The 12,630-nt window shown below is 35.1% G+C and carries 11 protein-coding genes and 1 other annotated feature; all 11 genes read left to right on the top strand.

Going from position 1 to position 12,630, the window contains the following annotated elements; all coding sequences use genetic code 11:
• Positions 1-6 precede the first annotated feature (6 nt).
• The 11 genes from ileS to trpA all read left to right on the top strand — a co-directional run bounded on the left by ileS (position 7) and on the right by trpA (position 12,529).
• Positions 7-2,790: an isoleucine--tRNA ligase gene (ileS, locus tag THEXY_RS07545; RefSeq protein WP_013788246.1), complete on the top strand. Its 2,784-nt coding sequence runs from the start codon at positions 7-9 to the stop codon at positions 2,788-2,790.
• A 48-nt stretch (positions 2,791-2,838) separates the two neighbouring features.
• Positions 2,839-3,543: a 5'-methylthioadenosine/adenosylhomocysteine nucleosidase gene (locus tag THEXY_RS07540; protein WP_013788245.1), complete on the top strand. Its 705-nt coding sequence runs from the start codon at positions 2,839-2,841 to the stop codon at positions 3,541-3,543.
• A 2-nt stretch (positions 3,544-3,545) separates the two neighbouring features.
• Positions 3,546-3,842 (top strand): thiamine-binding protein, encoded by a 297-nt coding sequence (locus tag THEXY_RS07535; protein ID WP_013788244.1) that lies wholly within the window; start codon positions 3,546-3,548, stop codon positions 3,840-3,842.
• A gap of 146 nt (positions 3,843-3,988) precedes the next feature.
• On the top strand, positions 3,989-5,398 hold the full coding sequence (locus THEXY_RS07530; RefSeq protein ID WP_013787232.1) for an ISLre2-like element ISTxy1 family transposase: 1,410 nt from the start codon (positions 3,989-3,991) through the stop codon (positions 5,396-5,398).
• A 381-nt stretch (positions 5,399-5,779) separates the two neighbouring features.
• Positions 5,780-6,087 (top strand) — a binding site (T-box leader).
• Positions 6,088-6,126: 39 nt separating this feature from the next.
• Entirely contained in the window at positions 6,127-7,551 is a 1,425-nt protein-coding gene (gene trpE / locus THEXY_RS07525; RefSeq protein WP_013788243.1) for an anthranilate synthase component I, read from the top strand.
• Positions 7,551-8,138, top strand: coding sequence for an anthranilate synthase component II (locus THEXY_RS07520; RefSeq protein WP_013788242.1), 588 nt, complete (start codon positions 7,551-7,553; stop codon positions 8,136-8,138). The genes trpE and THEXY_RS07520 overlap by 1 nt, the downstream gene beginning before the upstream one ends.
• Positions 8,119-9,138, top strand: coding sequence for an anthranilate phosphoribosyltransferase (gene trpD, locus THEXY_RS07515; RefSeq protein WP_013788241.1), 1,020 nt, complete (start codon positions 8,119-8,121; stop codon positions 9,136-9,138). Before THEXY_RS07520 ends, trpD begins: the two co-directional genes overlap by 20 nt.
• Entirely contained in the window at positions 9,135-9,917 is a 783-nt protein-coding gene (gene trpC, locus THEXY_RS07510; RefSeq protein WP_013788240.1) for an indole-3-glycerol phosphate synthase TrpC, read from the top strand. The genes trpD and trpC overlap by 4 nt, the downstream gene beginning before the upstream one ends.
• A 1-nt stretch (position 9,918) precedes the next feature.
• Positions 9,919-10,539: a phosphoribosylanthranilate isomerase gene (locus tag THEXY_RS07505; protein WP_013788239.1), complete on the top strand. Its 621-nt coding sequence runs from the start codon at positions 9,919-9,921 to the stop codon at positions 10,537-10,539.
• Positions 10,533-11,708: a tryptophan synthase subunit beta gene (trpB, locus tag THEXY_RS07500; RefSeq protein ID WP_013788238.1), complete on the top strand. Its 1,176-nt coding sequence runs from the start codon at positions 10,533-10,535 to the stop codon at positions 11,706-11,708. The genes THEXY_RS07505 and trpB overlap by 7 nt, the downstream gene beginning before the upstream one ends.
• The gene (gene trpA / locus THEXY_RS07495; protein ID WP_013788237.1) at positions 11,708-12,529 is read left to right on the top strand and encodes a tryptophan synthase subunit alpha; all 822 of its coding nucleotides are present in this window, start codon (positions 11,708-11,710) and stop codon (positions 12,527-12,529) included. The genes trpB and trpA overlap by 1 nt, the downstream gene beginning before the upstream one ends.
• Positions 12,530-12,630: the final 101 nt, after the last annotated feature.

The raw sequence follows: 12,630 nt of genomic DNA, 5'->3' as shown, positions 1-12,630 counted from the left end.
ATGTTTATGGATTACAACAAAACATTAAATCTGCCAAAGACTGATTTTCCAATGAAGGCGAATTTGCCGATGAGAGAGCCAGAAATATTAAAGAAATGGGAGAACATGGACATATACCACAAATCATTAGATAAAAACAAGGGCAAAGAAAAGTTCATTCTTCATGATGGTCCTCCATACGCAAATGGCAATATACACCTTGGCACTGCCATGAACAAAGTTTTGAAGGACATGGTGGTTAAATATAAGACGATGAGGGGATATGAATCACCATATGTGCCAGGTTGGGATACTCATGGCTTGCCAATAGAGCAACAGGCAATCAAGACATTAGGGATAAAGAGAAATGATGTAGGTCCAGTAGAATTTAGAAGGGTGTGTCGTGATTTTGCTTTTTCGCAAATTGAAAAGCAAAAAGAACAATTTATTAGATTAGGTGTAAGAGGAGATTGGCAAAATCCATATTTGACGCTGAAACCGGAATATGAGGCAAAGCAGATAGAAGTATTTGGGGAGATGGCAAAGAAAGGATATATATATAAAGGACTTAAGCCTGTATACTGGTGTACAGATTGTGAAACTGCATTGGCAGAAGCAGAGATAGAGTATTCTGATGAAAAATCTGATTCGATCTACGTTAAATTCAGAATTGTAGATGACTTGGGCAAATTTAAAGGCATTGTTGATGATTTAAGTAATTTGTACTTTGTAATATGGACTACAACGACTTGGACAATTCCTGCTAATCTTGCAATTTGCTTGAACCCAGATTTTGACTATGCTTTGGCGAAATACGGAAATGAAATTTACATAATGGCAAAAGATATGCTTGACAGCATTGAAAAAGAGACAGGACTTTCAAACCATGAAATAATTGCTACTTTTAAAGGTTCAGAACTGGAAGGAATGAAGGCTAAGCATCCTCTTTTTGACAGGACATCGCTTATAATATTAGGCGAACATGTAACACAAGAGGCAGGTACAGGATGTGTACACACAGCACCTGGCCACGGTGAAGAGGACTTTGTAGTTGGTCAAAAATATGGACTTGATGTTTTGAATCCTGTTGATGATAAAGGGCGATTTACTGAAAAAGCAGGAAAATACAATGGACTATTTTACTCTGATGCAAATAAGGTCATAAAAGAGGATCTTGAAAAAGCCAATGCTTTATTGGCTTCAAAGACTTTCACACACTCGTATCCTCATTGCTGGAGATGCAAAAATCCTGTTATATTCCGCGCTACAGAGCAGTGGTTTGCATCTGTAGATGGCTTTAGAGATGAAGCGCTGAAAGCGATAAAAGAAGTAAATTGGATTCCTGAATGGGGCGAAGATAGGATTACAAACATGGTTAGAGATAGGCACGACTGGTGTATATCCAGGCAAAGGATATGGGGTGTTCCAATTCCTATTTTTTACTGCAAACACTGTGGGAAAGAATTGATAAACGATGATACGATAAATGCGGTAAAGAAGTTGTTTGCAGAAAAGGGTTCTGACGCTTGGTATGAACTATCGGCCGAAGAAATACTGCCACAAGGTACAAGGTGTGAATGTGGTTCTACAGAGTTTAGAAAAGAAACGGATATTATGGATGTATGGTTTGACTCTGGTTCCAGCCATGTAGCGGTTTTAGAGACAACTGAGGGACTTAGATGGCCAGCAGACTTGTACTTGGAAGGTTCTGACCAACACAGGGGATGGTTCCAGTCATCGCTTCTTACATCTGTCGCTACAAAAGGTATCGCTCCGTATAAAAATGTATTGACACACGGTTTTGTTGTAGATGGTGAAGGGCGAAAAATGTCTAAATCCCTTGGAAATGGAATCGATCCAGCCGATGTTGTAAAAGAGTATGGTGCTGATATATTGAGGTTGTGGGCTGTTTCTGCAGATTTCACTTCAGACATGAGGATATCAAAAGAAATTTTAAAGCAGATGACTGAGTCATACAGGAAAATCAGAAACACAGCAAAATTTTTATTAAGCAACCTTTACGATTTTGATGCTGATAAAGATTTGTTGCCATATGATGAATTGTTAGATATAGATAAATGGGCTTTGTACAAATACAATGAGCTTGTGAAGGATGTAACTGAGGCTTTTGACAAATATAAATTTTATGAGTTCTTGCATCTTGTTCATACCTTCTGCATTGTAGATATGAGCAATCTGTACCTTGACATATTGAAAGACAGGCTATATACTTTCCCAGCCACATCAAAGGAAAGGAAAGCAGCTCAAACTACTTTATATATTATATTAAATGGTTTTGTAAGAATCATAGCACCAGTGCTGACATTTACGGCAGATGAAATATGGAGTTACATGCAACACGATGCAAAAAATAGTTTTGAGAGCGTTCAGCTTGCTGATTGGCCAGAACCTAATGATATCTACGATAATAAACAGTTAATCGACAATTGGAACAAGCTTTTTGATATAAGAAAAGATGTATCTAAGGCATTGGAGATATCCCGGGCAAACAAGGAAATAGGTCATTCTTTGGAAGCTCAAGTCGATATTTATGCGTCGAAAGAGCTGTACGAATTTTTGAAGCAGTTTGAAGAAGATTTTAATACAGTCTTTATAGTATCAAAAACTGTTCTTCACGAAAATGATGGGGTTATACCTGATGATGCGTACAGAAGTGAAGATTACGATATTGCCATAAAGGTAAGTCATGCACCTGGTGAAAAATGCGAAAGATGTTGGATGTACAGTGAAACTGTAGGTGAAGATAAAGAGCACCCAACAATTTGCAGTAGGTGTGCCGCACATATCTAAAGGGAGATTTCTCCCTTTTTTAATTAAAGACGAAAGGAGAGTATAAGTGTGAAAAAGATAGGCTTTATCGGCGCTATGGAGGAAGAAGTGGAGCTACTCAAGGAAGCTATTGTTAATGAACTTACGATAAATAGGGCAGATATGGATTTTTTTAGCGGTATAATAAATGGGGTAGATGCAGTTGTTGTAAAATCAGGAATAGGAAAGGTAAATGCAGCGATTGCAACACAGATATTGATATCTGAATTTAAAGTTGATTGCATAATAAACACAGGTGTTGCTGGAGGATTAAAAAAAGGCATAAATGTTGGAGATATAGTCATTTCTTCTGATGCGATAGAACATGATTTTGACACAACAGCATTTGGAGACGAATTAGGAGTAATACCTCGCATGAAGACAAGCGTATTTAAAGCTGACGAATATCTTATAGATGTGGCTTATAAGGCTGCTAATGATAATATTGATGGGAAAGCGTATATTGGCAGGATTGTTTCAGGTGATAAATTTATTTCATCAAAAGATGAGGCTTTAAAATTGGGGAGGCTTTTTAATGCATTAGCAGTTGAGATGGAAGGCGCAGCAATTGCACATACTTCATACCTTAACAATATACCATTTGTTATAATAAGAAGCATTTCAGATAATGCCGATGGAAATGCGACAAAAGATTTTAGCCAATTTGTCAAGGAAGCAGCAATAGTATCCAGTAACATAGTTAAAGAGATGATAAATCTAATCAAGGAGAATTAAACATGAGTGCTGTAAATGTAAGCCTACAAGTATTACCTATAGTTGAAGAAGAAAGAATCTATCCAGTCGTAGATAAAGTTATTGATTACATAAAATCAACAGGTGTTAAGTATTTTGTAAGCCCTATGGAAACGACTATGGAAGGAGATATCGATGTTCTCTTGGATATTGTGAAAAGGGTTCAAAATATATGCGCAGATGAAGGTGCCAAGAGAGTAATTTCGATCGTAAAGATAGACTTTAAACCTGATGGTGTGACAATTGAGGAGAAAATAGGCAAATATAGAGATGATTGTTGATGTGAGATAATTTATATTTTAGACAAGATCTTAGTGTAAAATTTTTTTAGGTGAAAAAGCAGGAAAATAGCGATGAAATGTAGAAATAAGACCTCACCATCCTCCCAAAAGGATGAGTTAGAAAATAAATAGGAAGGTGAGGTCTTATGAAAATAATTCAACATACACTTCAAAAATTCCTGCTTGTTGTAGAAAAAATTATTGGATTACTTGATGGAAAATATACCTATTTGGAATTTGAAGAAGAACTTAAAAAAATTCTAAATGAATTAGGAAAAGAGATTTGTGCAGATGTACTTCATGAACTTGATCAAAGCATATATAAAGATAAATACAAAAGGAAAAACTGGGTGGTAGTCCAAAAAGATTGTGAAAGGACAATAACAACTGCATTTGGAGATATCACATACAAAAGACGATACTATAAAAACAAAGAAACAGGAGAGAAGGCATATCTCGTAGATAAAGCTGCTGGCATCCAAAAATATGAAAGAATAGATGCTGAGCTTAAAGCTGATATAACGGATCTTTCTACAATACTCTCATATCAAAAAACCACTCAGGAACTTAAAAGAAATGGAGCTAACTGCAATGTAAGCCGGCAAACAGTAATGAACACATTAAGAAAAATAGACAACCTTCAAACATATGAAAAGCCAAAGACTAAAAAAGAAATAGAAACTTTATACATAGAAGCTGATGAAGACCATATACATCTTCAAAACGGCAAACCAGACATTGTAAAATTAATATACGTACACGAAGGAAAACAAACAATAACAAAAGGCAGAAATGAACTAAAAAATGCCGTATACTTTTCAGGTGTATACGAAGGAGAAAAAGTAGAAGAGTTATGGAAAGAAGTATGGGAGTACATTGTAAACACATATAACGAAGACAAAATAAAACGCATATACGTATCTGGAGATGGAGCAGAATGGATAAAATTCGGAGTAAAATATCTGCCTAATGCCGTATACGTATTAGACCTATTTCATCTACAAAAATACATAACAGCTGCAATAAAAGAAGATAAAAAAACAAAGAGAGAATTATGGAAAGCCATATTTAAAGCAGACAAACAAAAAGTCAATGAGCTTTTAACACAAAAATACAAAGAACTAGAATTAAACGGAACAGAAAATCCCGTAATGAAGTGCCAAACCTATATAAATAACAATTGGGATGGAATAAATTCATACAGCCTTTACAAAAAAGAAATAACAGGATGCAGTGCAGAAAGTCATGTAAGTCATGTACTTTCAGAGAGGCTATCAAGCAGACCAATTTCATGGAGCAAGGTTGGGGCTCACAAAATGGCAAAATTAAGAGCAATAAAAGCAAGCGGTATATCACTGAAAGATGTCGTATTAAAACAGCAATATGAAAGCTTAAAGCCAATAGAAATACCAAAGCAAACAGTGTATAAAGCGAAACAACAACTAAAGAAAATAAGATCAACTTATGAAAACATAATAAGCTTGCCAATATTGCAAAATAAAAAAACATTAACAAGTCAGGCTATAAAATCATTACTATTGAGAAATGCCATTTAAAAGTATGCATATATATTGAAGATTGTAGTTTTAGTTATTATTATGGGGAGCTTATTTGGGTTACCTATCACATGTAAAATTCATGAATAAATAGCATTGATATACATGATGGCTTCTTTGAAGAGCGTGAGAATCTGAGAATGAGTGAGATATTAAAAGAAAATCAAAGATTATAGAGTGAGTGGCGATTTTATGCTATCAAGAAGTTAAGAGACTTCAACACTAAAAAACTTTTCTTAAAATCCAGCTATCAATACTCATCCTTAGAGTGATAGTGAGGTCTTTTTTTCAAAAAAACCTAAAAATACTTGACACGATCGACAAGATTAAAACTATTGACATATATTTTAATACGTTATATAATTAAATCAATCGAAATGAAAAAAATCGATGAGCAGGAATAGTAAATATCGCATTAGGTTAAAGCGAGCCTGGGATGGTGGAAGCCAGGTACTGACGGCGTTATTGAATGGGCCTGCGAGATGGCGTGTGAAATGAAAGTAGCATTGCCCGGTAGTCTACCGTTAAAATGACAGGGTATCGAGAAATCTGTACCTGAATGAGATGTTTTGTACTTAGGTGGCAAAGCGAAATGAAAGCATTTCGTCCTTAGTGGATGAGATGCTTTTTTTAAACCACATAAGTATAAAACAATTTGGGTGGCACCGCGAAGTCACTTCGTCCCATTGGATGGAGTGACTTTTTTGCATATTAAGGAGGTGTATTGGTTGAATATTACTGAAAAAGAATATGAAAGGCTTGTAAAAAAGAAAATCGTCTTTCCTGTTTACGAGGAGATAAACGGTGATGAATTAACGCCAATCAATATTTTTTACAATCTAGATGGTGAAAATAAATTCCTTTTGGAAAGTGCTGAAAGCAGTAAAATGTGGGGTAGATATTCGTTTATAGGTTCAAATCCGTATTTGAAGATCAAAAGTAATGATGATTTAATCCAGATTGATGGTGATGAGAAGAAAATAAAATACGGCAGGATTCTTGACTCTATAAGAGAAAATATGATGTACGAGTATGATAATTGCGGTCTTGAATTTCCATTTACAGGTGGAGCAATAGGCTATGCTGGATATGATGTCATAAGGCAATATGAATATCTTCCATCGAAAAATGTAGATGAAATAGGAATACCTGATGCGTATTTTATGTTTTATAAGACCATAATTTGCTATGATCACTATAAACATAATGTATCTGTTATTTACAATGTATTTCCCGATGAGAATGAAGAGTATGACGCTATAAAAGGAAAATTGAGGAAAGTGATCTTAGACATAAAGAGTAATGTAAAAATTCACGATATAAAGCCAAAAAAACTCATTTCTGATATTGATTATAATCTTACTAAAGAAGAATTTTGCAATATTGTAATTAAAGCAAAAGAATATATAAAAAACGGCGACATATTTCAGGTAGTTCCGTCTCAGAGACTTAAAGTTAAAACAGATTCTGTACCTTTTGATGTATACAGGAGACTGAGGAATGCAAATCCATCACCATACATGTTTTACATCGACTTTGACGATTTCCAACTGATAGGTTCGTCGCCAGAAAGCCTTGTATCCGTATTTGGCAATAAAGTTACTACAAATCCCATTGCAGGAACCAGAAAAAGAGGAAAAAGCACTGAAGAAGATTTAATATTGAAAGATGAGCTTTTAAATGATGAGAAGGAAAAGGCGGAACACGTCATGTTAGTTGACCTTGGAAGAAATGATATAGGTAAAGTAAGTGAATTTGGTACTGTCAGATTGGATAGATTCATGGAAGTCGATTTTTATTCACATGTAATGCACATTGTATCGAAAGTTTCAGGCATCTTGAGAAAAGGTCTTACAGCGTTTGATGCACTAATTGCATGTCTTCCTGCTGGAACAGTTTCGGGTGCACCGAAAATAAGAGCGATGGAGATAATTGATGAGCTGGAGAATGTAAAGAGGTCATTTTATGCTGGGGCAGTCGGCTATTTTTCCTACAATGGGGATATGGATATGTGCATAGCAATAAGAACGTTGTTATTAAAAAGTGGTACTGCATTTATTCAAGCTGGATGTGGAATTGTATATGATTCTCAGCCAGAAGCTGAATACTATGAAACTTTAAATAAGGCAATGGTCTTAAAGGAGGTGCTTTGATGCTTCTTCTCGTGGATAATTATGATTCATTTACCTATAACTTATATCAATTCATAGGCGAAATTTACAGCGATATATTAGTTGTCCGCAACGATAAAATAGGATTAAATGACATAGCTTTAATGAATCCAAAGGGAATAATTATATCACCTGGGCCGGGAAGACCAGAAAATGCTGGAATTTCAGTAGACATAGTCGATGAGTTTGAAGGCAAAATACCTATATTAGGGATTTGCCTTGGACATCAAGCTATTGGATATGCTTATGGCGCAAAAATAATCAAAGCAACCACTATAATGCATGGTAAGACTTCATCTGTCAATCATGTTGGCAAAGGAATATTTGAAGGTATAAAAAGTCCAATAAAAGCCATGAGATATCATTCGCTTGTAATTGACAAAAGCTCATTGCCAAAATCATTAGAAATAACTGCAGAAACAGATGATGGAACTATTATGGCAGTTAAGCATAAGTTCTATCATGTGTACGGACTTCAATTTCATCCAGAGTCTATTTTAACAGATGATGGTAAAAATATATTAAAAAATTTTGTGGAGGGGATCTGCAATGTTAAAGGAAGCCATTGAAAAGATCATTAAAGGGGAGAATTTAACCGAGACAGAGGCAAAAAGCGCCATGGATGTAATAATGAAAGGGGAATCAAGCCCGCCATTGATTGGTGGTTATCTTATAGGCCTTAGGATGAAAGGCGAATCAATCGATGAGATAACCGGTTCTGCAAAGTCAATGATAGAAAATGCAAAAAAATTGAAGCTTGATTCTCAATATGTCATAGATACCTGTGGAACGGGAGGTGACGGCGGAAAAACATTTAATATTTCTACTGCAGTTGCAATAATTTCTTCGTCTGCTGGAATCAAAATAGCCAAACATGGCAACAAAGCTGTTTCCAGTAAAAGCGGCAGTGCCGATGTATTAAATGAATTAGGTGTAAAAATCGATGCAGAACCGGAGATGACCAAGAAATTCATCGATGAGGTAGGATTTGGATTCCTTTTCGCACCTTTGTATCATTCAGCCATGAAAAACGTAGCCCCCATAAGAAAAGAACTTGGTTTAAGAACAGTTTTTAATATATTAGGACCATTGACAAATCCGGCTTCTGTTAAAGGCCAAGTTTTAGGCGTTTATGATAAAAACCTGACGCATATATTAGCAGAAGTTTTGCTAAAATTGGGGTGTGAAAGAGCTTTAGTTGTTCACGGAAATGATGGACTTGACGAAATAACCACTACCACTACTACAACTGTTTCAGAAGTGAGAGATGGTAAGGTTACTGATTACACAATTGACCCTAATGATTACGGTATTAGACTGTCGAAAGATTCGGATATTGGTGGCGGTGATTCAAAGGAAAATGCAAAAATCATTTTAGACATATTAAATGGTGAAAAAGGCCCTAAAAGAGACATTGTAGTTTTAAATAGCGCTGCAGCTTTGTATGTTGGTAAAGCGGTTGATAGCATTAAGGAAGGTGTTAAGCTTGCAGAATATCTCATTGATTCAGGCAAGGCATTAGGCAAGCTGAATGACATATTAAGTTTTCAGAAGGTGTATTTGCAATGATACTTGATGATATTATCTTTAAGAAAAAAAAACAGGTGGAAATGAAAAAAATTAAAAAAACGCTGGATGATATATTAAAAGAAATTAAAAACGACAAAGATGTGAGGAATTTTAAAGAAGCGTTGAAAGCTGAGGATATATCAATAATAGCTGAAATAAAAAAAGCTTCTCCGTCGAGAGGAACAATTTTAGATGACTTTGATCATATAAAAATTGCTAAATTGTATGAAGATGCCAATATCGAAGCCATATCTGTTCTTACAGAAAAAAATTATTTTAAAGGAGATGATTCATATATAAACGATGTGAAAGAAGTAACATCAAAGCCAATTCTTAGAAAAGACTTCATATTTGACGAATACCAAATATACGAAAGCAAATTAATTGGTGCAGATGCTGTCTTGCTAATAGTGGCTGTACTTGGAGATGATTTAAAGAAGTTTTACGATATTGCAAAAAAAATTGGATTAGATGCCATTGTTGAGGTTCATGACGAACGAGAACTTGAAATAGCATTAAATGCGAATGTAGATATTTTGGGTATAAATAACAGGGACTTAAAGGATTTTCGCGTTGATTTAAAGACGACAGAAAGGCTTATTAGATACGTGCCAAGTGGTGTTCTGTTGGTATCTGAAAGTGGCATAAAGACCCCTGATGACGTAAAATTTTTAAAATCATTAGGTGTAAATGCTGTCCTAATTGGTGAAACATTTATGAATATAATCAAAAATGGTGGGAAAATTGATGATTTCGTAATTCAATCAAAGGGTGTTTAAAATGACATTGGTGAAAATATGTGGAATAAGGCGGGCAGAAGATATAGAATACCTTAATAATTTAAAGCCTGATTATGCTGGTTTTGTCTTTGCTGAAAGCAAGCGGAAAGTGGATGTAAATACGGCATATAGCCTTATTAAAAATCTCGACAGACAAATAAAAAAAGTCGGTGTTTTTGTAAATGAAAAAGTTTCAGTAGTAAAGGATGTAGCTGTTTATCTGAATTTAGATGTTTTGCAATTCCATGGCGATGAGCAACAAGATTATATAGACAATTTTGATGATTATACTGTATGGAAGGCAATTCGGATTAGTGAAAAAAGCGATGTTTTTAGATTGCGAGATTATAATGTTGATGGTATTCTCCTTGACAGCAAGATAAATGGCTTTTACGGTGGTTCAGGTATGAAATTTGATTGGAATTTAGTTAATGATGTAAAGGACAACTTAAAGTGCAAGTTTATTTTAGCAGGAGGCATTAATCCTGACAATGTTTTAAAAGCTGTAGAAACAGCTAGACCGGATGTAATAGATGTATCCAGTGGTGTTGAAGTCGGTGGCTTTAAAAATTATCAATTGATGAAAGATTTAATATGTAAAGTGAGGAGTGTAAAATGGTAGGAAGATTTGGTAAATTTGGTGGCCAATATGTGCCGGAAACGATTATGAATGCATTGATAGAACTTGAAGACGAATTTTACAAGGCGATAAACGATGAAAATTTTATTGATGAATACAAATATTATTTAAGAGAATATTCTGGAAGGCCTACACCGTTGTATTTTGCAAGAAATTTAACCGAGAGATTAGGTGGCGCAAAAATATATTTGAAGAGAGAAGATTTAAACCATACTGGTGCCCATAAAATAAACAACGTAATAGGACAAATATTGTTGGCTAAAAGAATGGGCAAAAGGAAAGTCATCGCTGAAACAGGTGCAGGGCAACACGGTGTAGCGACTGCAACAGGTGCTGCGATGTTTGACATGGAATGTGAGGTATTTATGGGAGAAGAAGACATAACAAGGCAATCATTGAACGTATTTAGAATGAAGTTGTTGGGTGCAAAAGTTACTCCTGTTAGGACGGGAACTGGCACATTGAAAGATGCTGTTAACGAAGCGATACGCCATTGGGTCACAAATATCGATGATACATTTTACGTGATGGGTTCTGTTGTAGGACCGCATCCATATCCGATAATGGTTAGAGATTTTCAGAGAGTGATCGGTGACGAGACGAGAGAACAAATTTTAAGCAAAGAAAAGAGATTGCCAGATTATATTGTTGCATGTGTAGGCGGTGGTAGCAATTCTATGGGGATATTTTACCCTTTTATAAACGATTTATCAGTTAAACTTATAGGTGTAGAAGCTGCAGGTCTTGGAATAGATACAGATAAACATGCTTCTACAATGGCAAAAGGAAGTATCGGCATTCTCCATGGCATGATGACTTATCTTCTTCAAGACGATGAAGGACAGATAATGCCTGTGTACTCAATATCAGCAGGACTCGATTATCCTGGGGTTGGGCCTGAACATGCTTATTTGAGGGATATCGGCAGAGCGCAATATGTATATGCAACTGATGAAGAAGCTTTGTCAGCTTTTATGGATTTATCTCAAATTGAAGGAATCATTCCGGCGTTGGAAAGTGCCCATGCTGTTGCGTATGCAATGAAACTTGCTCCAAATCTTAGCAAAAATGATATTATAGTTGTAAATTTGTCAGGTAGAGGAGATAAAGACGTCAATACAGTAGCAAATGTTTTGGAGGTTGAGCTATGATGTTGTCAAGTGTGGAAGTTAACAACTTAAGAGAAAACAGGATTGATAAAAAATTCAATGAATTAAAGAAAAAAGGACGAAAAGCACTAATTACATTTATAACTGCTGGAGATCCCGATATAGATGTAACCATCAATTTAGTGTATAAAATGGTCGAAAGTGGAGCTGACATTATAGAGATCGGAATTCCATATTCGGACCCGCTGGCAGATGGACCTATAATACAAGCTTCATCTGCCAGAGCGCTGAAAAAAGGTACTAAAATAGATAATATAATGAATGCTGTTAAAATAATAAGACAAAATACAGATGTACCGCTTGTGTACCTTGTTTATTACAATTCCATCTATAAATATGGAATTGAAAAATTTTTAAAGAATGCAAAAGAATCAGGTGTAGATGGACTAATTATACCCGATTTGCCACTGGAGGAAAGAAAAGACATAAAAGAATTATCTGAAAAACACCATGTTTATTTGATACCGTTAGTTGCACCTACTTCAAATGACAGGATAAAAAAGATTTGTGAAAACGGAAAAGGCTTTGTGTATTGTGTTTCCACAAAAGGCGTTACAGGTGTGAGGAATTCTATTGAAACTGATATTGAAAAGTACATGCATTTGGTGTCAAAGTACACTAATTTGCCAAAAGCAATTGGATTTGGCATATCTGGACCTGAGATGGCGAAAAAATTTGCTCCGTACTGTGATGGAATAATAATTGGCAGTGCAATAGTTAAAATGATAAATGATTCAAGAAATAATGATGAAATATTTAACAGTGTGATAAATTTTATATCATCAGTCAAAGATGTAATTTAAAAGGAGGCTATTTGCCTCTTTTTAAATTTAATCATTGATTATTATTGTAAAACTGATATAATTAAGATAAGAAATATTAAAAGAAAATAATTATCAAAGGA

The sequence above is a fragment of the Thermoanaerobacterium xylanolyticum LX-11 genome (genome assembly GCF_000189775.2).
GTDB classification, from domain to species: domain Bacteria; phylum Bacillota; class Thermoanaerobacteria; order Thermoanaerobacterales; family Thermoanaerobacteraceae; genus Thermoanaerobacterium; species Thermoanaerobacterium thermosulfurigenes.
Note: the sequence above shows the minus strand (reverse complement) of the source record. Positions and strands in the feature narration are given on the sequence as shown.

Coding starts and splice junctions, on each gene's coding strand:
- ileS (WP_013788246.1), top strand. CDS start 7: ATGGATTACAACAAAACATTAAATCTGCCAAAGACTGATTTTCCAATG.
- THEXY_RS07535 (WP_013788244.1), top strand. CDS start 3,546: ATGAGTGCTGTAAATGTAAGCCTACAAGTATTACCTATAGTTGAAGAA.
- THEXY_RS07530 (WP_013787232.1), top strand. CDS start 3,989: ATGAAAATAATTCAACATACACTTCAAAAATTCCTGCTTGTTGTAGAA.
- THEXY_RS07520 (WP_013788242.1), top strand. CDS start 7,551: ATGCTTCTTCTCGTGGATAATTATGATTCATTTACCTATAACTTATAT.
- trpD (WP_013788241.1), top strand. CDS start 8,119: ATGTTAAAGGAAGCCATTGAAAAGATCATTAAAGGGGAGAATTTAACC.
- trpC (WP_013788240.1), top strand. CDS start 9,135: ATGATACTTGATGATATTATCTTTAAGAAAAAAAAACAGGTGGAAATG.
- THEXY_RS07505 (WP_013788239.1), top strand. CDS start 9,919: ATGACATTGGTGAAAATATGTGGAATAAGGCGGGCAGAAGATATAGAA.
- trpB (WP_013788238.1), top strand. CDS start 10,533: ATGGTAGGAAGATTTGGTAAATTTGGTGGCCAATATGTGCCGGAAACG.
- trpA (WP_013788237.1), top strand. CDS start 11,708: ATGTTGTCAAGTGTGGAAGTTAACAACTTAAGAGAAAACAGGATTGAT.